Genomic DNA, 23,289 nt, shown 5'->3' on the forward strand with positions numbered 1-23,289 from the left:
CATGAGCGATAACCCGAGCATCACGCTGCCCGCTGTCGACGCGATGCGCGCCTACTGGGCCGTGATCTCGCCGCTCATGAACGGGACGATGGCTATGCGGGCCGCAGGAAAGACCCTGCTGCCGCAGTATCCAGCCGAAGACGACGAGGCCTACAAAGAGCGCCTGCGTCTTTCAACCCTGCTGCCGGCGTACTCCGAGACCGTGGGCAACATGACCTCCCGCGTGTTCGCTGAGCCGCTGCAGGTGGGCGACGATGTGCCAGAGGCCATTGTCGAGATGACTAAGGACATCGACCACGCCGGCAACGATCTCAACTCCTGGGCGGTGGGGTTCTTCACCGAAGGCTTGAGCCATGGGCTGTGCCACGCCTTCGTCGATCACCCGCCAGCGGGTGAGCTGAAGACCCAGGCAGACGAGCAGGCCGCTGGCGTGCGCCCCTATGTGGTGATGGTGAGGCCTGAGCAGGTGCTGGGCTGGCGCTCCAAGGGCGGCGTGCTGACCATGGTCCGCTACATCGAGGTGGTCGAGGAGGAAGATGGCGAGTTCGGCGCCAAGTGCGTCGAGCAGATTCGCGTGCTGGAGCCGGGCGCCTGGCGAACCTATCGCAGGTCAGCCAAGGCCGTGCGCGGTAAGCAGGCAGCATCTGGCGGTACCTGGGAGTTGCACGAGGAAGGCACCAACAGCCTGACCGCGATCCCCTGGGTCACCTTCTACACGGGGCGCACCGGTTTCATGACGGCCAAGCCGCCGCTGATCGAACTGGCACACCTGAACGTGAAGCACTGGCAAAGCCAGAGCGACCAGGACAACATCCTCCACGTTATCCGCGTGCCGATCCTGGTGCGCATCGGCATCCAGGCCCAGTACGACAACCAGGGGAAGGTGATTCCGCCAGAGTTCAAGGTGGGTACCGGCCAGCTGACCGATCTGCCCAAGGATGGTGACCTCAAGTATGTCGAGCACACCGGCCAAGCCGTCGATGCGGGTCGCACCGCGCTGCAGGACCTGATCAACGAGATGCGCATGGCCGGGGCCAAGCTGCTGACGCCGGACAAAACAGCCACCAAGACCGCCACCCAGGCGGAGGAGGAGGCGGCGCAGGAACTGTCCCCGCTGGCACGCATGGCTCACCACTTCGCCGACTGCCTGGCGCAACTGCTCCAGTTCATGGCCGATTATCGCGGACTGGGCGATGGCGGAACCGTCGAGATGCGCGGCAATTTCGATGTCGACTACATGCCGGAGGTGTCGCTGCCGACGCTGGTGTCCATGGCAAATGCCGGGATGATCAGTAAGGAGACGCTATTCACCGAGATGCAGCGGCGCGGCGTGATCAGCGACGAATACGACTGGGAAGAGGAGCTGGCGAAGATTGAGGCCCAGGGCCCGGCTCTCGGTACGCTGTGATGAAGACCGCCAACGAGAAGCTGCTGGACGAGCTGATCGGCCATGAAGTTGATCTCTCCAGGTTGAGCAACAGCCAGGTCGTGGCGATCATCAGGATCCTGAACAGTTCTGACCCTGAGCTGAGGGCAGCGCTCATCGCTGCCATCGACAGCCTGGATGCCGGCGCGTCCGTTGCAGCGATCGATGCCGCTCTGGCGCCCGTGCTGCGGATCAATCAATCGACGTTCTTTAGCCTGCAGCAGGCGCTCACAGGCGTAATCGACGGCGTGGCCAGTTACGAGATTGCCTTTCAGGCCGCTGCGCTTACAGCGGCTGTTCCTGAGCTTGTGCAGGCGCGATTCCCGGTTGCCGTGGCACAGTTCAGTCAGGTACGCGCCATTGCGCTGGCAAGACCCTTCCAAGGACGGCTGCTCAGCGAGTGGATGGCGGGCATCGAGGCTGACCGTGCTGCGTCGATCCGCGATGCCGTGCGGTCTGGCGTGCTTGAAGGGCGCACGACGCCGGAGATCGTCCGGCAGATCATGGGTACCAAGGCGGAGAAGTACGCTGACGGCATCCTGCAGAGGTCTCGCCGGGAGGTGGAGGCGGTTGTCCGGTCTGCTGTGTCCAGCACGGCTGAGACGGCCAGCGACAAGGCGTTCGAGGCCAACAGCGACATCATCAGCCATGTTGAGTGGCTGAGCACTCTGGACAACCGGACATCGACGACCTGCCGAATACGTGACCGCCTGCCGTACACATTGGGCACCTACCGGCCCATCGGGCACAAGGTGCCGTGGCTAGCCGGCCCGGGCCGTATTCACTTCTGCTGCCGCTCGACCAAGCTGCCAATCCTCAAGAGCGCTCTTTCGCTCGGCATCAGCGATGCAGCGACCAGGGCGAGTATGGATGGCCAGGTGCCGCAGCAGACCACGTACGCACAATGGCTTGCACGCCAGCCTGCCGCCCGCCAGGACGAGATCCTCGGCCCGGAGCGGGGGAAGCTGCTGCGCCAGGACAAGCTGAAGCTGCAGGACTTCTACAACGACAAGGGCAAGTTCCTGACGCTCGATGAGCTCCGGGAGCGCCTGTTGTAGCCCGCGCCACAAAACACCAAAGCGCCATTTCGTGGCGCGCAATTGCAAAGCCTCGCCTAGTGCGGGGCTTTTTCATGCCTGCGGTTCGGATGGACGGGGCGACCTGGGGCCGGATGGCTCACCAACAGGCCGGATGGCCCAGAGAGACGAGATGAAACTCAAAACCGTTGAAGTGGATGGCAAGCAGTACGCAGTGATCGAAGATGGAAAGCCCGTATACACCGATGACGACGGCAAGGACGTCGCCTTCGATGCGGTCGGCACTCGCAACACCATCACCCGGCTGAATGCCGAGGCGAAGTCGCACCGCGAGCGCGCGGACAGCTTCGAGAAAACTGCGAAGGCGTTCGAAGGCATCGAAGATGCTGCGGCCGCCAAGAAAGCCCTGGAGATCGTCGCCAACCTCGACGCCAAGAAGCTGGTGGATGCCGGCGAGATCGAGAAGGTGAAGGGCGAAATCAGCAAGGCCTTCCAAACCCAGCTGGATGAAGCCAACGGCAAGGCGCAGACCTTCGAGCAGCAGCTGTATGCCGAGAAGATCGGCGGCAGCTTCGCGCGCTCCCAGTTCATCGCCGAGAAGATGGCTGTTCCCGCTGACATGGTCCAGGCCGCCTTCGGCAGCAACTTCAAGATCGAGGAAGGCAAGGTCGTCGCGTACGACGCCCAGGGCCAGAAGATCTTCAGTCGCGCTCGCCCGGGCGAACTGGCCGACTTCAACGAAGCGCTCGAAACCCTCGTCTCGCAGTACCCCCATCGCGACCACATCCTGAAGAGCTCCGGCGCCAATGGCGGCGGCGCGCCGAACGGCGGTGGCCAGCACAAAACCACGAAGGGCAACTTCGGTGGCACCAAGGCTGAACGCCTGGAAGCCATCAAGGGCCTGACCGCAAGCGAATAAGGAGGCCCAATGGCCCTTTCGAACATGAAGGTGTTCAACGAATACCTCAAGCGCACCACCATCGAGACCCTGGCTCAGGATGTCGAGAAGTTCAACGCATCCTCGGCCGGTGCCATCCGCCTGACCACCCAGGGCATCGACGGCGACTTCCTGCAGGAATCGTTCTGGGCAGGTCTGCACGGCGCCCAGCGTCGCGTCGACCGCTACGCCGCCAACGGCGCCCAGGCGTCCACCCCGCTGGCCCAGAAGCAGTACGACTCGGTGAAGATCGCCGGCGGCTTCGGCCCGATCCTGTGGGAGCCTTCCCAGCTCTCCTGGATCCAGAAGAACCCGGAAGAAGCGCTGGAAGTGATCAGCCGCAACCTGTCCGAAGCCATCATGGCGGACCAGCTGAACACCGCCATCTCGGCCCTGGCCGGCGCCATCGGCAACCAGCCGAGCGCCACCAACGACGTTTCGGCCACTGCTGGCGTGACCTACGTCGCGATCAACAACGCCCACGCGCTGTTCGGTGACGCTTCCCAGCGCCTGGTGGCCCAGGTCATGACCGGTGCCATGTACCACAAGCTGGTTGGCCAGAACCTCGCCAACGCCGAGCGTCTGTTCCAGTTCTCCGGCGTGCAGGTGGTCGACATCCTCGGCAAAGCCGTGATCATCACCGATGCCCCTGCGCTGTACGAGGCCGGCACCCCGAACAAGCAGAAGGTGCTCAGCCTGGCCGACGGCGCCGCGGTGGTGATGGATGGCTCTGACCTGATCACCAACATCGAGACCTCCAACGGCAAGGAGCGTATCGAGACCACCATGCAGGCCGACTACACCTTCGGCCTGGGCCTCAAGGGCTACACCTGGGACACCGCCAACGGCGGCAAGTCGCCGACCAACGCCGAACTGTCCACCGGCACCAACTGGGACCTGGTGGCGAACAGCATCAAGGCCTCGGCCGGCGTGCTGACCATCGGTGACGCCACCAAGTAATCGGTACCGCGCCCTCCGGGGCGCTTTCCCAGGAGATCGCCATGAGCGAGAAAGTGATTTACGAGAAACACCCGGTCAGCCCTGAGCGAAAGGCCGAACTGCGTCAGAAGGGCTACAAGATCATCGATGCGCGTTTCGCGCCCGATGGCTACGAACACCCGGAGCCCCTGAAGGAAACCAAAGGCTCGAAGGCTGGCAAGTCCGCTGCCGACAAGAAGGCTGCCGAAGAAGCCGAGCTGAAGGCAAAGCTGCAGGCCGCCCTGAACGAAAAGGGCGTGCAATTCAGCCCTGACGCCAGCCTGGAAGACCTCAAGAAGCTGCTGGACGAGGCCGCGTAATGATCATCTACATCACCGTCGAGCAGGTAGACGCCCTGCTTGGGCCGACCTGGGCGCCCGACGACCAGAAGGCCCGGGCGGTGCTGATGGCCAACACCTGGCTTACCAATCTCGGCCTGCCTGAGTTCGATCCGGTACCGGACGACGTCATCCAGGCCGGCGCCGAGATTGCCCGAGAGGCAGCGGCAGGGAACATCTACGGCAGCAAGGAGACCGGCGTGCTGAGCAAGTCGGTCAACGCTGACGGGGTTTCCAGCAGCAAAACCTACTCGGAATCCTCCCGCACCATCAGCGCTGGCGAGTCGTTCGCCCTGGCGCTGCTGGCGCATCACCTGAACAGCAGCGGCCAAACCAAGATCGTGAGGGGCTGATATGGGGCTTCGCGATGAACTGCAGGCCGACCTGGCCCAGGCGTTCAATACGGACCTGGCCGACGCTGTGCTGGCCTTCACTGGCGAGTACATGGGCCCCGGCGTGGTTGATCCCGCCACCGAGGAAACCACGGCCCAGCCCGTGACATACACGGGCCGAGGCGTGCTGTCCCGCTACGAAGATAGCCGTATCGACAACGTGAACATCCTGGTCGGCGACCTGCGCCTCACCGCGCTTGCCAACGAGGTCAGCGATACCCCGCATGTTGGGCACAAGATCACCGCTCCTGATCTGATGGACCGGTCCAAGCAGGTTGTCTACTTGGTCAAATCGGTGCGCTCCGACCCGGCTTCAGCCACCTACCGAATGCAGCTGAGGAAGTAGACATGGCCAAGAGCAGGGGATGGAGCACACCGCCAAGCCTGTTCACCGGCCTGGTCGAAGAGGCCCTGGCGCAGCGTGTGCGCGTCATTGCGCTGGCCATGCTCAACGAAATCGTGCTGCGGTCGCCGGTCGACACTGGGAGGTTCCGTGGCAATAACATCGTCAGCGTGGGCGCGCCGGTCTACACGAGCACTGAGAACCTGGACAAGAGCGGCGGCGAGACGATCCAGCGCGGCCTGTCTGCCATGAGCGGGCTTGAGCCGTACACGCAGGTGTTTATCCAGAACAACCTTCCATATGCCCAGGCCCTTGAAGATGGCCATTCCAACCAAGCGCCGCCGAAGGGTATCTACGAAGCCAGCTTCCATGGCGTCACGCAGGCCTATTCATGACCTTCGAACAGATCCGCGCCGTCATCATCGGCCGCATGCAGCAGTGGGCGGGGATTCCAGCCGATGCCATCGACTACCCGAACAACCCACAGGGGCCATTCAGTCCAGCAGGCAAGCCAATCTGGGCCAGGCTTGCGGATGTTCCTGGTCTATCCAGTACGCCAGAGGTCGGCAACGGCCCAAGCGTTCGGCGCACCGGTATTGTCATCGTTCAGCTGTTCGTGCCGAGCAACAAAGGCAACCTGGCTATTACCAAGGCCGCCGACACTTTGGTCCAGCACTTCGAGTACTACAGCGCGCCAGAAGGGCCGCTGGACTTCTTCGCTGCATCGCCAAGCGTGGTTGGTGACGAAGGTAACGGCTGGTATCAGGTCAACGTCTCCATCCCCTACAGGGCCTACTGATGAGCGAAACCATGAAGGTGCGCATCGACGGCGAGGTTGTGGACCGGGCCATAGGGAGCACCACCCTGGCCATCCAGGCCGACGGGTCCACCGTCGAGTATCACGAACCCAAGCTTGAGCCCGACGAAGTCGTATTCCGCCCTGACGACGACCCTATGCCCATCATCGTCACCCGCACAATCCCGGCCTGAGCGCCGAACCATCCCGCACCGCCAAATGGCGGTTTTTTTACGCCTATTGATAGGAGAAACACCCCATGAGTAGCGGTGCAAAGCGCTCGACCGCGTGGATTCGCGAGGTCACCCCGGGCATTACCCCGCCTGGCCCTTGGAACGTGCTGACCCGCGTCAGCTTCGGCCTGGTGCCCACCTACAACACCGAAGAGAACAACGAGATCGGCGAAAGCCGCATGTCGCAGGGTACTGCCCAGACGACCGTCGATGTCGGTGGCGATATCGAAACCAAGTTCCGCTACGGTGCGTTGGACGAGTTCCTGGCCTCCTGTTTCGGCAAGGACTGGGTCGGCAACGTCCTGACCATGGGCAACGACCGCATTTCGTTCTCCATCGGCGCCTACGATGCCGACGTGGGTATCGCTGGCATCGCCCGCGGCGCCCAGGTGGACACGATCAACATCGAGGTCCCGAACGACAACGAAATCAGCGTCACCACCACGTTCATGGCCACGTCGTGGGATGACAAGGCCGACAATACGTCGTTCATCGTCAGCCCTGCGCCCGAGGCGAATCAGCGGCGCTACGGCTTCAAGGACGTCACCGGCCTGAAGATCAACGGCGTGCAGCTGGGCGAAGACAACGCCTGCGTTGACAGCTTCAACCTGCAGTTCGCCAACAACGCTCAAACCCAGCGCTGCATCGGTAACGGCAACCCGTTCCCGGGCAACATTATCCCGACCACCTTCACCCCGTCGGGCTCGATCACCATGAGCTGGTCCAAGACCGCCTATCAGTACTGGAAGGCCCAGCAGACCGGCGACTCGCTCAGCTTCGAGTTCACCCTGAACAACGCCGACGGCGGCTACACCTTCTTCATCCCTGAGATGGAAGTGAGCGGTGATTGGCCGGACGGTGGCGCCACCGACATCATCCAGGTCGAACTGGAATACACCGCCCGCCGCGTGCCGCCGACCATTACCCGTCTGCCAGCGCCGATTGCGATCGCAGCGGTCACCGTGACCCCGGCCACCCTGAGCCTAGCAGTCGATGAAACCGGCGACCTCGAGGCTGTCGTGACCCCGGTAGGCGCAAGCCAACTGGTCACCTGGACCTCTTCGGCCCCGGCAATCGCCAGTGTAAGTGCCACCGGCCTGGTCACCGGCCTGGCTGCGGGCACCGCCACCATCACCGCGACCAGCGCCGCAGACGGCACCAAGACCGACACCTGCGCTGTCACCGTTACTGTTTAATCCTTTGCCCGGCGCGCCCTGCGGTGTGCGCCGGGCCTTTTACCGCAGAGGAATACCATGGCCTTCACCATCGCAAAGAAGCCAGAACTGGATATCAGCGGCGAGCGCTGGGTCGAGTTCGCCCCTGGCGCCCAAATCCTCGTTGGGTCGATTGCCAACCCGCTCTACAAGTCCCATCAGGCGCTGATCAATCGACACCTTGCCGCGATCAACCAACAGGCAAGGGTCGGCACCGCTGAGTTCAGCCTATCGGAAATCCCTGATGTTGAGCTGGAGACCGACGATGATCTGTTCGTCGAACTGGCGGCCAAGCACCTGATCAAGGACTGGAAGGGCGTCGACGTAGAAGAGAAGCCCGGCGAACCAGCTCCTTACAGCGCTGAGCTGTGCATCGCTCTGATCAACCAGATGCCAAGCGTCTACTTCCTGGCCCTGCGTACCGCGACCGATATCGCACGCCGCGTTGAGGAGAAGGCTGCAGCCACTGCGGAAAAGCAGTAGCGGCATACCTGTGGGGACGCGATTGGGCTGGCGATGCCAACGAAAAGAAGCGCTGGAAGCATGAGCGTCTTGGCTCTGGCGTGCCCGAGGCGCCCGAGATTGACGGTGTAACCGCAGAGATCCTTGAGGCCTACGCCTACATCAGCCGGTCCCGGCAGTACGTCGGCATGGTGGGCGCTCCGGCGCCTATCGCGCCATCAGCCATCACCGAATACCTCGACCGCTACCCCTCGGCGCTATGCCGCGAAGAGTTTGACGCAGCTGTTTTTGCCCTCGACGACCAGTTCCGCAAGCATTGGGACGAACAGAACGAGAAGGCCAGAGCGGACGCTGAATCCAAATCCAAGCCCAAGAGGCGCTGACGCCGGAGGACGACATGGCGCAAGAATCACGCCTTGCGGTGACTATCGACTCGCGCGGAGCAAAGCGCAACGCGGATGATCTGACAGGTTCGCTTCAGCAAATGGAGCGGGCTGGTGACGCTGCCGCGGCATCGGCAGAAGGCGTCTCGGAGAGCCTGGAAGATCAACGCCGGGCACTTTCACAGCTGCTCGGTCAGATCAATCCGACGACAGCCGCGCTGGGTCGCCTGGATGACATGCAGGAGAAACTGGCCAAGTTCAAGAAGGCCGGAATCGTCGAGAGCGACACCTTTGTTGAGTACACTCAGCGCATTAACACCATGCGCGATGCCCTTGGTGAGACGTCCGATGGCATGAGCAAAGCTGGCATGTCAGCCAAGGCCTACAACGCAGCGCTGCGCGGCTTGCCTGCCCAATTCACCGACATCGCGGTCAGCCTCCAGGCAGGCCAGGCACCGCTCACTGTTCTGCTTCAGCAGGGCGGCCAACTCAAGGACATGTTCGGCGGCATAGGGCCGGCTGCCCGCGCCATGGGCGGCTACATACTCGGACTGGTCAACCCGTTCACAGCAGCGGCGGCAGCGGCCGGCGTATTGGCTTTGGCCTACTACCAGGGATCCGAGGAAACCGAGCGGTTCGCCAATGCGCTGATCGAGAACGGTAACGCGGCTGGGCTGTCCGCCAACCAGCTGGCCGACATGGCCAATCAGGTCGCCGCAAGTAGCGGAACCGTTGGTGCGGCCGCTGGTGTTCTGACCCAGTTTGCCGCCGCAGGAAACCCGCTGCGAACCATGTACGTGGAGATCGCCCAGGCCTCCCTGGCGTGGTCAAAGCAAACTGGTCGCGATATCAACGATGTCGTCCAGACCTTCAACGAGATCGGCAAGAACCCAGTCGAGGCCATCAAGAAGCTCGATGGCGAGCTTAACATCCTTACCGCATCGCAGTACGCCAACATCCAATCCCTGCAGGAACAGGGCAAGACGATGGACGCCGCTGCCATGGCGGCTGGACTATATGCCGAGGCCATCAACAGCCGGGCAGCGGAGATTGAGCGCAACCTGGGCACCTTGGAGTCAGCCTGGCAATCCATCACCGGGGCGGCCAAGAAGGCCTGGGATGCGATGCTCGACGTTGGTCGTGATCAGACGATCGAGGAGCAAATCGCCAACACAGAGAAACTGATTGCCCAGCGCAAAGGGGGTATCATCGGGTTCTTCGCGGGCGATGACGACCAGACCCTCCGTGGCCTCGAAACCCGTCTGAAACAGCTACAGACAGCCCTGGCCAACAATGCCACTCAGGCAGCAGCTGATGCCGCCAACAAGGCGACTCAGGATGCCGGCAAGAAGGGGGTCGACCTCATCAACTCGACCTACAAGTCATCCCTGACGCAGACCCAAAAGCTGCAGAAGGAGTTGACTGACCTGGACAAGGCGCGCTCTGACGCCATTGCAGCGGGAGGCTTTAGCGCTGCTGAGGAAGAAAAGTACGCCAAGTCTCGGAAGAACATCGAGCAGTCAATCGCGGACATCAAAGCCCGCGAAGCGAAGAAGAATACGCCCAAGGGAGCCAACAAAGGCGTATCCGAGGCGGAAAACACCTTCTCTCGCCTGTACAACCAGTACGACCCGGCCGCCCAGGCTGCGCGAACCCTGACCAAGGAACAAACCCAGCTCCGGCTGGCCCTAGACAAGGGAAAGATCAGCCAGGACGAGTACGGCAAGGCGCTGGCCCAGGCCTCGATCAACTACGCCGCCGCCATCAAGGGCGCCCAAGGCCTCACCGAGGCTGAGCAATACCGGGCGCAGCTTGAGCGGCAACTAGCCGGCCAGCAGAGCGAGTACAGCATTGCAGCAGCCGGCGTCGGCATGGGCGACCAGCAGACGCAACGCATGCAGCAGCGCGTGCAGTTGGAGCAGCAGACCAACGACCGCATCCTGCAGCTGCGCACCGAACTGGCCAATGCCACGACGGAGAAGCAGCGCCAGGATCTGCAGGCGCAGATCGACCTGACCAATGAGTTTCTGCCGCGTCAGCTGGAGGCGCTGCAGAACGGCTGGGCCCAGATGGATCAGGCCATGCTGAACCCCATCAATGGCTGGACGGCAGCGGTGCAGAACTTCGGCGTCCAATCCATGAACGTGGCGGGTCAGACGCAATCGATCTTCTCGACGGCGTTCGGCTCGGTTACGCAGGGGCTGACTGACGACATCATGAACCTTAACCTGTCGTTCCAGAGCTTGGGCGACCTGGGCAAGAACGTGCTGAGGGAGATCGTCGCTGGGTTCGTGAAGATGGGTGTGCAAATGGGGCTGAACGCGGCCCTGGCCGCAACCCTTGGCACGGCCACGGCCGGTACGTCTATTGCTCTGGCTGGGACAACTGCAGCGGCATGGGCGGCGCCTGCCGCCCTGGCATCCCTCGCAACTCTCGGCGGTAACTCGATTCCAGCTGCCGCGGCACTTACCTCGACCACGGCCCTGGCAACCACGCTGGCAGCTGTTCCAGGGTTCGCCACCGGTGGCTACTTCACAGGCTCCGGCACCGGAACTTCTGACAGTAACCTGGCCAAGATCAGCAATGGCGAGTTCATCGTCAACGCTGCGGCGACCAGGAAGAACCGAGCCCTGCTGGAAGCGATCAACTCGGGAGAGCGCGTATCCACTTCGAGCGGCACGGTTGCCGGCGCCGGAGGTTCACCCATGCCGCAGCCGATCGTCCAGATCTACCAGGATCCATCTCGCGCAGGCACATCGCAGGTAACCCGAGAAGGTAATCAGGACTTCATCAAGGTATGGGTCGCCAGCATCATGGGTGATGGCGAGGCGGATCAGGCCATGCGGGCAAAATACGGACTTTCAGGGGTTGGATCATGATCGAGTACCCAGCAGAACTGCCGCTACCACTGCAGGACGGCTATGCGCTGGACACCCCTGTTGATCCGATGCTACGCACGCAGATGGAGTCGGGCAGGGCGCGTCAGCGGCTGAACTTTGACGAGGTTCCCTACCTGATCAACGCCAAATGGAACTGTGATCGCAACCAGATGGCGTTCTTCCAGGGATGGTACGCGCGCACACTGGTGCAGGGTGTGGAGTGGTTCAAGGCCACGCTGCTGACGCCAATCGGATTCAAGGACTACGAATGCCGGTTCACCGGTCATTACACCGGGCCTTCGCTGGTTCAGGTTAGTCGCTGGGAGTTTTCGGCAACCCTTGAATTGCGCGAACCACCGCTGATCCAGCCTGGCTGGGAAGACTTCCCGCAGTTCTGGTTCATGATGGGCATCATCGACATGGCCGTTAACAGGGAGTGGCCAGAAGCATGACCGACACCGCCATTCTCGAGCAGATTTACCGGGAGGCGGTGGCATCAGGTGGCAAAGAGGCGTTTGTCAGGACGCTGGAAATCACCTGTTCCGCCTGGGCCGCGCCGGTTCTTATCTGCAACGGCTTCAAGGATCGCATTTGCGGTACCGAGGACGGGCGATTGCTCACCTTCGTTGCTGCGAATATCGGGATCGCTCTCGCGTCCAAGAACAACAAGGGCAACCAGGCCCTGGCCTTCGCCGTGGACAACACCACGGGCGAAGTGCAGCAGAAGGCCGACCAGGCCCTTGATGCCGCCGCCCGAGTCACCGCCACCTACCGCGTCTATCTGGCCAGCGACCTTTCAGCGCCGTGCGAGAAGCCCTATCGAATGTCAGTAGACAGCGACTCATTCGAGCAGAACCAGGCAAACCTGCAATGCGGGTTCTTCGATCTGATCGGGACAGGATTCCCGCGCGACATTGCTAGCACCAAGCGCTTCCCGGGCCTGAAATACCTCTGAGGTTCCCCCATGGAATGGATCAACACCTACCTATCGTGCAGATACGAGGACGGCGCTCGCGGTCCAGAAAGGTACGACTGCTGGGGGCTGGTCAGGGAGGCGCGACACCTGCACATGGGTAAGCGCTTGCTGCCCAGTTGGGGCCATGTGCGCAACACCGAGCCGAAGGAGTTCACCCGGGCGTACCGGGCCGAAGCCGAGCACATGGAAGTGTGCCGGCCAGAGCCTGGCGCAATTGCCGCCGTGATGCGCGGCCACATCTGCGTGCACGTCGCCCTTGTCGTCGAGTCAGGCGGTCGCCTGAAGGTTCTGGAAATCAATCCAGAGCGCGGCGCCCGGTGCCTGCCGCTTTCCCAGTGGCAACGCGACCACAACACCGTTATCTATTACCGAGACCGGGAATGATCGAAATCTACCCCAATAAGCTCGCTTCCGAGCCTGCCGAGGTGCGCCCGGTAGAAATCCGGCAGAGCCTTCTGGCATGGTTCCATGCTGACGGCCTGCCGAAAGAGGTTGAGCCGGAGGCGCTGCCGTTGAGCGTGTTCGTCAACGGCGATCGCGCATTGCCGACTCAGTGGGCAAGCATCGAGTTCGGTCCTGAAGACCAGGTGCAGATCTACCGCGAGCCTAAGGGTACCGATCCGTTCTCGATCACCTTTGCCCTGGTGTTCGGCGCAAAGGCTGTGCTCAGCGCGCTGATGCCGAAAATGCCATCCCTGAACAGCCGAAGCACCACCAAGCGTGGCAACGACCTTGGGCTGGCCACGGTCAAGGGCAACCAAGTGAAGCTGAACGCACTGATCCGTGAGATCGCCGGTCGACAGCGCCCGTATCCGGACTATGCATTGCCGCCAAACCGTTACTTCGATGACCCGCGCTCGCAGTGGATTGAGATGCTGCTGGTGGTTGGAAAGGGGAGCTACGAAATACCGGCGGGCAGCATCCTGATTGGTGACACTCCAGTTATTTCCCTGGGTAGTGATGCCCAGTACACGCTATATGAGCCCGGAGCAAACCTATCGTCAGAAACTGCGGCGAAGTGGTGGCACTCCGCTCCAGAAGTTGGGGCCACCTCTACCGGAACGGCAGGTATTGAGCTCAAGGCTACCTATGCAGTCGCTCCAGTGCCGACCGCCCAGTCCTACCAGTTCGCAGCAAAGACCATCACAGTTCCCGCGGGAGCAGGCCAGTTCCCGGATGGGTGGGCAGCCGGCATGATCGTTCGCATTGAAGTGGGCTATCCCTACGACGTAATCGATGGCGGGGCTGGACGTGACATCATTCGCGGCAACCTGGACCAGATCGCGCCTTATGTCGGCATGCCTATCGAGATCATCGGGGCGAACGCTGGCAATTACACCGTGGCCACATACACGCCCGGCGTAGGAACGGCGCCTGACGAGATGACCTTGGACTGGTCGGCTGGCGGCGCAGCAACTGGCTTGACCGTCGGCACTGGGTTGGTGATGGGCATAGGTTTTCGCGGCCTGCGCTATCGCATAACAGCAGCGGGCACTGCATCTATCTCGGTCGAGAGGATGAATGCCGCTGGCGACAATGACGCCACCTGGCCTGGGTTCGACGCACTGACAACCTCATCAGCCGCTCTTACTCTCGACGGTTCGACGCAGGAAGGTGATTGGTCAGGGGCATTCCCAGCTTGTCCGGCTGGAACTACAACAACGCGGATTGCCTGGGATATCTTCTTTCCACAAGGGCTGGCGCTCATATCCTCCTCTGGATCGATCGGCAGTTATTCCGTCACTGTGGAATTGCAGTACAGGGATCTAGCTACTGCTGGCTCGTGGACGTCGGTAAAGAAGGTGTACCAGCAGTCCACGCTCGATCAACTCGGGTTCACGGAATATACGGACCTGCCATCTGCTATGCGCCCTGAGGTACGGGTGCGCCGAATTGGCGCGAAAAACCAAAGCACCCAGGTGGCGAATACAATTCAGTGGTATGGCTTGCGCGCGAACCTTCCAGCGCCGACCAGCTACGAAGGCGTTACGCTGCTGGCCCTGCGGGTCAAAGGCGGGAACCGCATCGCATCCCAGTCCGAGAGCCAGGTGTCGGTGATCGCAACCCGAAAGCTGCGCACAAGGCGTGACGGAGCGTGGACTGATCCAGAGCCGACCAGGGATATCGCGGCATGGATCGGCTATGTGGCGCAGAGCGTGGGGTACTCGGTTGAGGATGGAGATTCCGACATCGACCTCGACGAACTGGATCGACTTCAGGAGATCTGGACGGCCCGTGGCGACTACTACGACCGCACCATCGATTCAGCGAGTACCGTCAAGGCCTGCATGATCGAGGCTCTGCAGGCCGGGTTCTCTGAGCTGACAATCGACCGCGGACTTATCCGCCCGGTTCGCGATGAGCCTCGCGGCCCTGACTTCGACCACATGTACAACCCACAGGTAATGACGAAGCCACTCAAGCGAGAGGCAGAGCACGTCACGGCAGACGACTTCGACGGCGTCGACGTTGAATACATGGATGGCACCACCTGGCAGGTGGAGACCATTGAATGCCGCCTTCCTGGCGACCTTGGGCTGAGAGTCGAAAAGGTCAAGGTCGAGGGAATCAGCGACGAAATCAGGGCTTGGCGCTACGGAATGCGCCGCCGCCGGCAGCAGGTCTACCAGCGAAAGCGCTACAGCTTCTCTACGGAGCTGGATGCGCTCAACAGCGGCTATCTCGACTACGCCCTGCTGGGCGACACCACGCCAGGCTATGGCCAGAGCGCAATGCTCAAGGGCTATGCCCCGCTGGGCAGTCTGCACATGCTGGTTTCGTCGGAGCGTTTCGACTGGTCGGCCGGGGGCGAGCACTGGGTTGCGCTTCGCCGGCCGGACGGCAGCGCCTCTGGCCCGTATGTGGCCACCCGCATCGACGACTACCGCCTGACCATTCCGGACCTGGACTTTGTTCCAGTGCTGAACAGTGCCATGGATGCCCCGGTGCTCCAGTTCGGGCCAAAGGCTAAGTTCTGCTACCCGGCGCTGATCAAAGAAGTGAACCCAAGCGGTACCGTCAGCTGCAACGTCACGGCAGTGAATTACGACCCCCGCGTCTATCTGGACGATGACAACTTCCCGCCGTCCTGACCGGACCCTGAACGAGCATGCCCGCCATTGAGCGGGCTTTTTTATGCCCGGAGAAAATATGCGCTACAACACTGGCAACCCGGTTGGCACTCAAGGATCGAGCGATCCGAGAGACCTCTATGACAACGCCGGCATCATCGACCTCCTCGTGAACGGTCCGCTCGGCGAATACCTGAGCCGGCTTGGTGTTCCGCTGAAATCCTGGCTCGGGATCATGCAGCAGGTCACCGATTTCCTCATCGATATGGGGTACGAGTCGGTCTATTTAACCTATGGCGCGGGCGTAGTCGTAGAGCGTCAAACGCAACTGGTACAGCGAAATGGTGACCTGTACCGGGTGATGAATGCAGTGGATGTTCCGCTCACCCTCACAGGCAACTGGGCCACTGATGCGCCAAAGCTCCAGTCGGTAGGTGATGCAGCGATTCGACAGGCTTTGGCCAACAGCACCGATCCTGCGCTTGGCGCGGCATTGGTGGCTCGCGCTATCCGGCATATAAACAGCCTGACCGAGCTACGCGCCTTGGCAGGTCAATATGATGGTGAAGTCGTTTACTTGCGCGGGCGCGACATCGTCAACCGTATGGGTCAAGGCAATCTTGTGTGGGTTGCTGGATCGTCGCTGACTGATAACGGCGGAACCATCTTCGGGGCCCTGGCAGGTGGTCGCTGGATTCGCCCAGGCACTGACAACGAAATTCTTGCTGAATGGTTCGGCTGCGGCAACGACGGAGCGGATTACGCTGACCAAGTGCAGGCCGCTATCAACTTCGCAGCAGGAGCGGTGAGCGGTGGCCAGGGCATGGTTGTGCGTCTGCCGCGCGGCGCGGTCGGTGCTAGCAAGACTATCAACGTGCCAAACCGTGTAGGTTTGCGCGGCACAAATGGCAGGGGGACAGTGCTCAAGCCTCTGGCAGGCTTCGTTGGGCAGTACTTGATATCCGCAACAAATGGCACCACCTCGATGTTCGCCAGCTGGGTTAGAGACATGTACCTCGATGCCAGAGGTGTAAACCTAACGGCAGTGGTTTACACGACCGGCTGGCAAGAAACATGCGCGATGGAGAACGTGGTCATCAGTGCGAATGGCACAACCGGCCTTGGTGTCCTTTATGAACTCGGTGCGGGTGGCGCGGCTATCTGGGAAGTCATCAACTGTGAGATTTTCATAGATTCGACGGCAGCCACGAAGAACGGAATCCGAGTTAATCAAGTCTCAACGGTTGGCGGGTTCCTCATGATTATTCGGAACTCGACCATAACCGGTACGGACACCAATCAGCTAACCCGCTCTGTCTACATGATTAACGATTCGCTGCATGTCGAAAACCTGCACGTCGAATACGTACAGTTTGGCCTTCTGGCTGGTGTGGCAGGTAACCTGCTGGTTAACGGAATGACTGGCTCAGCCAACGCCGTTGGCACGATGATCACAATTCCAAGCGGATTCCTCGGCACCTGGTGCCTCAACGGTATCCTGCCGAATGGCGCAACAACCACATTCCTCAACAATACGTCTGGCGAAGTAATCACAGGTCGCATTGCTCACTATGCCGGCCCGAAGAAGGCACCGGTTTCGCTCTGGACCGGAAGCCTGTCGACCGGATCGGCAACCCTCAGTCGAGCGGTGCAGCCGGGGGAGTTGCTCATGTTCGGCGTAAACTCATCGTATGCCGGGATGCAACAGGCCGCATTGAGCGCGGTGAGAGGTACGACTTTCAACGTTTCCTTCGGCTCTAACGCCTCGGCAATCATTGCGCTAAGTGCTGACGGCCTTACGGTTACAGTGAATTCAATCACCGCCGGATTCGCTTTGGACCGTGTGAATGTAACGCCAAACTATGTATGAAAATTGCGCCCCGGCAAATTTATTGTCCGGGGCGCGGTCGCTCGACTGTACAGAACTGCACTGAAATCAGTAAACTGATTTCAGTGGGTTTCCAAGCTGCTGGATATATTTTTCGCCTAGTTTTTCCGAGGCGTGAACGTTGATGTGCGCCGAGTCAAGGTACATAGTTTGGTTGTCAATGGACACGATGCAGGAAGCGTCGGGGCAGATGATTTTGTTAGGGTCGATAACTTTGACGGAAGGGTATTTTTCAGCAATAGTCCGCAAGAATTTGTTGGAGTCCTTGAGTGGGGCACGGTCATTAAATATGTTCTCGCCGTTCATTCGTTTGGTTCGTATATCGCTAACTATTTTGTCTGTGATGGTATTAGGTCTTGTGATCAGATAGACCTGTGTACCGTTTTTGATATATCTGGAAATGCTGTCGAGAAGGTCTTTTTCGTTTTCAGATAGATATGGGTAACCTTGAGCCCAGCTGGCGGCAATGAATACGTAAGGATAATTCATCGACATCTCTATGCGGCTGTCATTGTAGGCTAGGGCCTGTTCAGTCCGCTGCTGTTTGAAATAGTCGTAATTTTTGACGTGGAACGGCGGCAGGCCAGAAGCACTTGAGGCCACGAGCTTGATTCCAGCGTCTTTTGCCAGGATATCCATGAATGGCATATAGTGCCCGGCCATTGAATCGCCGATAAACATACCGACAGCAGGCTTTGAAGCTACTCCCACGAAGCAGGTGTCGAAATTGTCAAGCTTGTAGCTATTGAAGCACTCCTTGTAGAGAGCGCCTGGGGAGTTGCTTGATGAAAATTCGCTTTGAAGCTCCGTTGAGAACCGCGATTTGAAGCCTTCGGTCGCGTTCGTCAGCAATAAGCCGGCAGTGGCAATTACTGCTGGGATAGCAAATGCTGTTGAAAAAGCAAATTTGAAACTAATATTTCTTCTGTGCCGTATGGGGGACTCGACCAAATGATAGGATGCAACGGACAAGGCCAAGGACGCGGCGATGATCTGAATAGTGATGGAGCCGGTGATCTGTATTCCCTGGTAGTTGATCAGAGCTACGATTGGCCAATGCCATAGATACAACGAGTAGGAAAGCTTGCCTATGTATGTGACGAGCGGGTTGCTAAGCAGGTAGTAGGTCAAGCCTTTTGGTTGCGCAGCAGCCTTCCCAGATGCAATGAGTACAGACGCCGAAAGGCATGGAATTATGGCAGCAAGCCCCGGGAATGGGGTTTCAGCATTTATATACAGCGCTGTAGCGACGATCAACGCAAGGGCGGTTGTCCGCATTAAGCCTGCAGTGATAGTTCCAAAAACTGGTAATTTGTCCCAAATGAAGGCAAGGCCCGCGCCAATTAATAGCTCAAAAGCCCTTGAGGTAATGAGGTAATATGACGATGCGGGCGCATGATGCGAAGAATATACTGAATACGCGAAGGATAGGGCGAAAGCTGCCAGAAAGATGGCTGTGCGCTTGCCGCTTGTAGTTAACTTTAGAGAGAGAAGAAGCAGTCCAGGCATTATTAAGTAAAACTGTTCTTCTACTGATAATGACCAAGTATGGGTAAGTGGAATCTGAGCGGCACTCTGGGCGAAGTAGCCTCCTTCGTTGTTCCAGAATAATATGTTGCTTACTGAAAATAGAGATGCCAAAACACTACTTGCATACGATTTGAGGTCGGCAGGGGCGAGAATGGCGTATGACGCTGCGGAGGTTGCGGATACTACCAGTACAAGCAGTGGGAAGATTCTTTTTAGTCGTCGAGTATAGAAATTTGCAAACGTGAACGAGTTGTTCAGTATCTCAATGTAAATAATGCGCGTGATCAAAAAGCCTGAGATCACGAAGAAAATATCTACGCCAATGAAGCCGCCGCTGAGTTGCGTTACGCCGGCATGGTATAGAAGGACCAAAGTAACGGCTAATGCCCGTAGGCCTTCGATGTCGGGCCTGAACCCCAGTGGGGTTGGTAGCGACGCAGTGTGGTGTTTCGTATGAGACATTTTGCCAGTCGGTCCTTCTGACGATATACAAAAAACTGAAAACCCAAGCCCTGCCCATGCATGGGTGGGTCACACAGATGTGTCCGGCAAGAGAGATATGACTCGTCTACCGCGGATAGTCGCGCCGCCCCTCGCCGCATCAGCCGCCCAGATTAACCGATTTCTTAACCCAAATTTACATTCTCGACAGCTTTCGGTACCAGACGGGCGGAATTTTGCACCTGTGTGAACCGCAGAGCTCAGCTGAACCTCCGCTGCTCAATCAATCATTCGAACTGGAGAGGCTATGGATATGAAAGTCAGGATCGACGGTCGGCTTGTTGATCGCGAGGTGGCGAGCATCACCCGATCGGTTCAAGGTGACGGCTCAATGATCGAGTACCCAGAGCCGTTGATTGAGCATGACGAGGTGGTTTTCCGCCCCGGTGACGACCCGGTGCCAATCATCGTGAAACGCACCATTCCGGCCTGAGCTGCCGAAATCCCACAAACCGCCGACTGGCGGTATTTTTTTGCCTGGAGAAACCCCATGACCCAATCCCAGCCCCGGGGAGTGCGCAACCGCAACCCCGGCAACATAGATTTCAACCCACGCAACGACTGGCAGGGCCAGATCGGCAAGGAACCTGGTGGCCGCTTCGCCATCTTCGACACGCCAGAGAACGGCATTCGTGCCCTAGGCAAGCTGCTGATCAACTACCGCGGCAAGGATGGAATGCCCGGCGTGGGCGGGAAGGGCATCGACACGGTGCTGGAAACCATCAACCGCTGGGCGCCGAGCAACGAGAACGACACCCAGGCCTATGCTGGCGCCGTGGCCAAGCGCCTGGGCGTGCGCACCACTGACCCGATCAACATAAAGGACCCGGCCACGCTGCGCGGCATGGTGGTCAGCATCATCATTCACGAGAACGGCAGCAACCCTTACGCGCCGGCGATCGTCGATGAGGGTGTGCGGCGGGCGCTGGCATGAGCTGGCTCGGCGCGGTACCGGCCTGGTGCTGGTGGTTGATCGCTCTGGTGCTGGTCACCGGCGGCCAGCAGTGCCGGGTCGTGATTGCTGATGGGGCTGCGGCTGATGCCCGGGCAGAAACTGCCAAGTCCGACAAGGCCTTGGCCGACTACCGCCTGGAGGTAGCCGAGCGCGACCGGCGTGCCGCTGCCCAGGCCAGAACCGAAGAACAGCGCCGCCAAGCTATGGCGGACAAGGAGGGCGAGAGTGCACGACAACAACTGGAACTGGCCCAAGGCCGCGCCGCTGATGCTGAGTCTTCTGCTGCTGGGCTGCGTGGGGAAATCGCCAGACTGCGCGCCGGCCATCGAGCAACCTGCGACACCATCGCTACCCAGCAGCGCCAGGCAGGAACCTCTGCCGTCATGGTGCTTGGGGGATTGCTTGAAGACGCTGACCGAATGGCGGGAGACCTCGCGACAGCGCTTGAGCGAAGCCGAATAGCTGGACTGGCGTGCGAGGCGGTGGTTGATCATATGAAGGCTCCGTAGCGACTGCCTATAATGGGCGGTCTAGGGGGACGGAGAAGAGCAATGGACAAGCGAACCTTCATTGGGATGGTCGAGGCTGGCGAGCCGCTGATTCAGCAGGCCATCGACGCCATGCGGGAATACCACCAAGCCCAGGACCGTGGCGCGCCGCCTGAAGAGGTCGAGCGCCTACGCTTGCTGGCTGAGTCGCTGTTCCAAGTCGTCTCCGATTACCAACTTCGCGTGATTGCCAAGATGCGCGGCAAGGAACTGCCCCCGCTGCACTGATCCGCTGACCGGCAGTTGCCCGGGTGCTGACTTGGTGGATACGATGCTGTATCTATATACAGTATTGGTGTCGGTGAGCTATGTACTTCCTCGTTGTTCGTCGCCGAGTACGCGGCGTGGCAATCCCTGCGGACCAGCTTCGCAAGGTAAAACCCCTGAAAGCTGACATCCATATCGGTGAGCATCACTCCGAGGTGCTTGGCCGGGTGGCTACCCAGGCATGGGTTTTCAATCCAACGCCGAGCGGCGACATCATCCCGCGCCTGCTCGATGCCAAGGTCAACGGCATGGCCCAGCTCGGAATGAACATCAATGGCGTGGAAGAGGTCGACGGCGTGCTCTACGCGCAGTCCTGGTGGTGCCGGGCGGAGGGATCGTATGGCAACTAGTCTGCCGCCGGCCTGGCTGGCCGAACTGAACGACCAGGGTGCCCTGGTCACCGATCCGGATGGGCGTGCCGCCGTGCTCTGTGAAATGGCCTTTGCTGCTCATCGCCGCCGCGAGGTGGACGACGGTGAGTTATCCGACATGCTGGAATTTGCCGAGGCTGCCCGGCTGTGGGCGCTCGAGCATGAGGGGCCTGTCGGGGTGTCAACTTGAGAGGGGAGTTAGAGTTGGCAGAACGCCGGAAGAGGCGGGTGCTTGCTTGCCAAAAGTGCTGGATGGATACACAGTAAAGCTCGTACCACTTTTTGTACCAATAGCTGTGTTTTGGTGGGTATCGCAGAGTGATGAGGCGGACTGGAAGGCCCGTAAATACGGGCTTTCCTCACTTTCGTAAACTGCTCAAAACGCGGAAAACATCTTTGGAGTATGGCTGAACGGCTGTCGAATGCCTTATATCTAAAGGGCGCAACGTGAAGGAAATTTAATCCGGTACGCCATTTTTGATTTCCCCAAGCGCGTAGGCGGTGCGGTTTGCGATGGAACATCCACGACCGGCCTTATTCGACCCGAAGGGGCCTGCGAGGTCGGCGGCGCTCCCGCAGCGCTCACTGCTGACGCCAAGGCAGCTTTGGGGCGCAGGCCAGCCTGACGGCCAGGCGACACCACCCGCGGGTCAGAACACCGACCATCCGATCCGTGAACTGAGCAACTCGAGCGCCGCCATCCCGGCATACGAGTTGCCCGCCGTATTCAACTCCGGCGACCACACGCAAACGGTGAATTGACCCGGCACGATCGCCACTATTCCGCCACCTACGCCACTCTTGCCTGGCAAGCCCACGCGGTAGGCGAAATTCCCCGCTTCGTCGTACAGCCCGCTGGTGGCCATGATCGAGTTCACCTGCTGGGTCTGGCGTCGGGTCAGGATTTGCTCGCCACTGTGCTTGCAGAACCCATCGTTGGCCAGGAAGCAGAAGGCACGGGCCAGGTCGAGGCAGCTCATCTGCAGTGCGCAGTAACTGAAGTAACTGCGCAGCACCGTCTCGACTTCGTTATGGAAGTTGCCAAATGACTGCATCAGGTACGCCATGGCGGCGTTGCGCGCGCGGAACTGGTACTCCGAATCCGCGACGCGGGCATCGATGGCGATACGGGGGTTGCCCGATAGCCGCCGTACGAAGTCGCGCATCGACAAGGTGGGTGCGGCGAAGCGCGACTGATTGATATCGCAGATCACCAACGCGCCCGCATTGATGAAGGGGTTGCGTGGGCGCCCGCGTTCGAACTCCAGCTGTACCAGCGAGTTGAACGGTTGACCTGAGGGCTCATGGCCAAGACGCTCCCAGATGGCTTCACCTGAATGGCCAATCGCCTGGACCAGACTGAACACCTTGGAAATACTCTGCACCGAAAACGGCACCAGGGCGTCACCTGCGCAGTAATAGCTGCCATCGTTGCCATAGACGGCGATGCCCAACTGCTGCGCAGGCACATCGGCCAGCGCGGGAATGTAGTCAGCCACTTTGCCCTTGCCGATCAAGGGACGCACTTCGTCGAGAATCTCGTTCAACAGCGTTTGCATGGAAAGCCCTGTAATCACTTCCCCAGACGACAAGCGAGGGGTGCGTTTCAGACGCAGGCTCATCGGCACAGATCACACATTCATGATGAAATGGCCCGAGCGATCGGCATTGTAGGTGTCAGAAAGCAGGTGACCCCATCCGCCGGGCCATGAAGGCAAAAAAAGCCCGCCATAGGCGGGCCAGAAGGGCGTAGGGAGCAACGCA

Annotated in this window: 27 protein-coding genes; 25 read left to right on the top strand and 2 right to left on the bottom strand. The window is 60.0% G+C overall.

What is annotated here, in order from left to right; translation table 11 throughout:
* Window position 1 precedes the first annotated feature (1 nt).
* The 19 genes from C4Q26_RS21990 to C4Q26_RS22080 all read left to right on the top strand — a co-directional run bounded on the left by C4Q26_RS21990 (window position 2) and on the right by C4Q26_RS22080 (window position 17,335).
* A complete protein-coding gene (locus C4Q26_RS21990) occupies window positions 2-1,408 on the top strand; it encodes a DUF4055 domain-containing protein (protein WP_177429843.1) in 1,407 nt (468 codons plus the stop codon).
* The gene (locus C4Q26_RS21995; protein WP_104883539.1) at window positions 1,408-2,484 is read left to right on the top strand and encodes a hypothetical protein; all 1,077 of its coding nucleotides are present in this window, start codon (window positions 1,408-1,410) and stop codon (window positions 2,482-2,484) included. The genes C4Q26_RS21990 and C4Q26_RS21995 overlap by 1 nt, the downstream gene beginning before the upstream one ends.
* A 151-nt stretch (window positions 2,485-2,635) precedes the next feature.
* Entirely contained in the window at window positions 2,636-3,382 is a 747-nt protein-coding gene (locus tag C4Q26_RS22000; protein ID WP_013972415.1) for a DUF6651 domain-containing protein, read from the top strand.
* Window positions 3,383-3,391: 9 nt separating this feature from the next.
* A complete protein-coding gene (locus C4Q26_RS22005) occupies window positions 3,392-4,360 on the top strand; it encodes a major capsid protein (RefSeq protein ID WP_027907120.1) in 969 nt (322 codons plus the stop codon).
* Window positions 4,361-4,401: 41 nt separating this feature from the next.
* Window positions 4,402-4,698 carry a hypothetical protein gene (locus tag C4Q26_RS22010; protein ID WP_027907119.1) on the top strand — a complete coding sequence of 99 codons (297 nt, stop codon included), beginning with the start codon at window positions 4,402-4,404 and terminating at the stop codon, window positions 4,696-4,698.
* Complete coding sequence (locus C4Q26_RS22015) at window positions 4,698-5,069, top strand: hypothetical protein (protein WP_027907118.1); 372 nt, start codon at window positions 4,698-4,700, stop codon at window positions 5,067-5,069. The genes C4Q26_RS22010 and C4Q26_RS22015 overlap by 1 nt, the downstream gene beginning before the upstream one ends.
* Window position 5,070: 1 nt before the next feature.
* Complete coding sequence (locus C4Q26_RS22020) at window positions 5,071-5,454, top strand: hypothetical protein (RefSeq protein ID WP_027907117.1); 384 nt, start codon at window positions 5,071-5,073, stop codon at window positions 5,452-5,454.
* Window positions 5,455-5,456: 2 nt separating this feature from the next.
* The gene (locus C4Q26_RS22025; protein ID WP_104883540.1) at window positions 5,457-5,846 is read left to right on the top strand and encodes an HK97 gp10 family phage protein; all 390 of its coding nucleotides are present in this window, start codon (window positions 5,457-5,459) and stop codon (window positions 5,844-5,846) included.
* A complete protein-coding gene (locus tag C4Q26_RS22030; RefSeq protein ID WP_104883541.1) occupies window positions 5,843-6,250 on the top strand; it encodes a phage tail terminator-like protein in 408 nt (135 codons plus the stop codon). The genes C4Q26_RS22025 and C4Q26_RS22030 overlap by 4 nt, the downstream gene beginning before the upstream one ends.
* A complete protein-coding gene (locus C4Q26_RS22035; RefSeq protein WP_104883542.1) occupies window positions 6,250-6,441 on the top strand; it encodes a hypothetical protein in 192 nt (63 codons plus the stop codon). The genes C4Q26_RS22030 and C4Q26_RS22035 overlap by 1 nt, the downstream gene beginning before the upstream one ends.
* Before the next feature lie 65 nt (window positions 6,442-6,506).
* Window positions 6,507-7,676, top strand: coding sequence for a phage tail tube protein (locus tag C4Q26_RS22040; protein ID WP_104883543.1), 1,170 nt, complete (start codon window positions 6,507-6,509; stop codon window positions 7,674-7,676).
* Window positions 7,677-7,733: 57 nt separating this feature from the next.
* Window positions 7,734-8,177 carry a hypothetical protein gene (locus C4Q26_RS22045; RefSeq protein ID WP_099593449.1) on the top strand — a complete coding sequence of 148 codons (444 nt, stop codon included), beginning with the start codon at window positions 7,734-7,736 and terminating at the stop codon, window positions 8,175-8,177.
* A gap of 80 nt (window positions 8,178-8,257) precedes the next feature.
* On the top strand, window positions 8,258-8,539 hold the full coding sequence (locus C4Q26_RS22050) for a hypothetical protein (protein ID WP_253776142.1): 282 nt from the start codon (window positions 8,258-8,260) through the stop codon (window positions 8,537-8,539).
* A 14-nt stretch (window positions 8,540-8,553) separates the two neighbouring features.
* Window positions 8,554-11,418 carry a phage tail length tape measure family protein gene (locus C4Q26_RS22055; protein ID WP_104883544.1) on the top strand — a complete coding sequence of 955 codons (2,865 nt, stop codon included), beginning with the start codon at window positions 8,554-8,556 and terminating at the stop codon, window positions 11,416-11,418.
* Window positions 11,415-11,870, top strand: a complete 456-nt coding sequence (locus tag C4Q26_RS22060) for a transposase (RefSeq protein ID WP_104883545.1) — start codon at window positions 11,415-11,417, stop codon at window positions 11,868-11,870. The genes C4Q26_RS22055 and C4Q26_RS22060 overlap by 4 nt, the downstream gene beginning before the upstream one ends.
* Complete coding sequence (locus C4Q26_RS22065; RefSeq protein WP_104883546.1) at window positions 11,867-12,373, top strand: DUF1833 family protein; 507 nt, start codon at window positions 11,867-11,869, stop codon at window positions 12,371-12,373. The genes C4Q26_RS22060 and C4Q26_RS22065 overlap by 4 nt, the downstream gene beginning before the upstream one ends.
* Window positions 12,374-12,487: 114 nt before the next feature.
* The gene (locus C4Q26_RS22070; protein ID WP_371919555.1) at window positions 12,488-12,778 is read left to right on the top strand and encodes a hypothetical protein; all 291 of its coding nucleotides are present in this window, start codon (window positions 12,488-12,490) and stop codon (window positions 12,776-12,778) included.
* Entirely contained in the window at window positions 12,775-15,486 is a 2,712-nt protein-coding gene (locus C4Q26_RS22075; RefSeq protein WP_104883548.1) for a host specificity factor TipJ family phage tail protein, read from the top strand. Before C4Q26_RS22070 ends, C4Q26_RS22075 begins: the two co-directional genes overlap by 4 nt.
* A gap of 58 nt (window positions 15,487-15,544) precedes the next feature.
* Window positions 15,545-17,335, top strand: coding sequence for a hypothetical protein (locus C4Q26_RS22080; protein WP_104883549.1), 1,791 nt, complete (start codon window positions 15,545-15,547; stop codon window positions 17,333-17,335).
* A 66-nt stretch (window positions 17,336-17,401) separates the two neighbouring features.
* Here C4Q26_RS22080 and C4Q26_RS22085 read toward each other — a convergent pair whose 3' ends face one another.
* Window positions 17,402-19,345 (bottom strand): acyltransferase family protein, encoded by a 1,944-nt coding sequence (locus tag C4Q26_RS22085; RefSeq protein ID WP_104883550.1) that lies wholly within the window; start codon window positions 19,343-19,345, stop codon window positions 17,402-17,404.
* Between the two features lie 286 nt (window positions 19,346-19,631).
* Between C4Q26_RS22085 and C4Q26_RS22090 the strand changes: the two genes are divergently transcribed.
* From C4Q26_RS22090 to C4Q26_RS22115, 6 genes are all read left to right on the top strand, one after another.
* The gene (locus C4Q26_RS22090; protein WP_104883551.1) at window positions 19,632-19,817 is read left to right on the top strand and encodes a hypothetical protein; all 186 of its coding nucleotides are present in this window, start codon (window positions 19,632-19,634) and stop codon (window positions 19,815-19,817) included.
* Window positions 19,818-19,874: 57 nt separating this feature from the next.
* On the top strand, window positions 19,875-20,318 hold the full coding sequence (locus tag C4Q26_RS22095; RefSeq protein ID WP_104883552.1) for a structural protein P5: 444 nt from the start codon (window positions 19,875-19,877) through the stop codon (window positions 20,316-20,318).
* The gene (locus C4Q26_RS22100) at window positions 20,315-20,848 is read left to right on the top strand and encodes a DUF2514 family protein (RefSeq protein WP_104883553.1); all 534 of its coding nucleotides are present in this window, start codon (window positions 20,315-20,317) and stop codon (window positions 20,846-20,848) included. Before C4Q26_RS22095 ends, C4Q26_RS22100 begins: the two co-directional genes overlap by 4 nt.
* A 42-nt stretch (window positions 20,849-20,890) precedes the next feature.
* Window positions 20,891-21,115 carry a hypothetical protein gene (locus tag C4Q26_RS22105; protein ID WP_104883554.1) on the top strand — a complete coding sequence of 75 codons (225 nt, stop codon included), beginning with the start codon at window positions 20,891-20,893 and terminating at the stop codon, window positions 21,113-21,115.
* 80 nt (window positions 21,116-21,195) lie between these two features.
* Entirely contained in the window at window positions 21,196-21,504 is a 309-nt protein-coding gene (locus tag C4Q26_RS22110) for a hypothetical protein (protein ID WP_023379863.1), read from the top strand.
* The gene (locus tag C4Q26_RS22115; protein WP_027907096.1) at window positions 21,494-21,715 is read left to right on the top strand and encodes a hypothetical protein; all 222 of its coding nucleotides are present in this window, start codon (window positions 21,494-21,496) and stop codon (window positions 21,713-21,715) included. The genes C4Q26_RS22110 and C4Q26_RS22115 overlap by 11 nt, the downstream gene beginning before the upstream one ends.
* A gap of 460 nt (window positions 21,716-22,175) precedes the next feature.
* Here C4Q26_RS22115 and glsB read toward each other — a convergent pair whose 3' ends face one another.
* Window positions 22,176-23,084: a glutaminase B gene (glsB, locus tag C4Q26_RS22120; RefSeq protein WP_023381155.1), complete on the bottom strand. Its 909-nt coding sequence runs from the start codon at window positions 23,082-23,084 to the stop codon at window positions 22,176-22,178.
* Between the last annotated feature and the right edge of the window lie 205 nt (window positions 23,085-23,289).

The organism is Pseudomonas sp. SWI44 (assembly GCF_002947915.1).
GTDB classification, from domain to species: Bacteria; Pseudomonadota; Gammaproteobacteria; order Pseudomonadales; family Pseudomonadaceae; genus Aquipseudomonas; species Aquipseudomonas taiwanensis.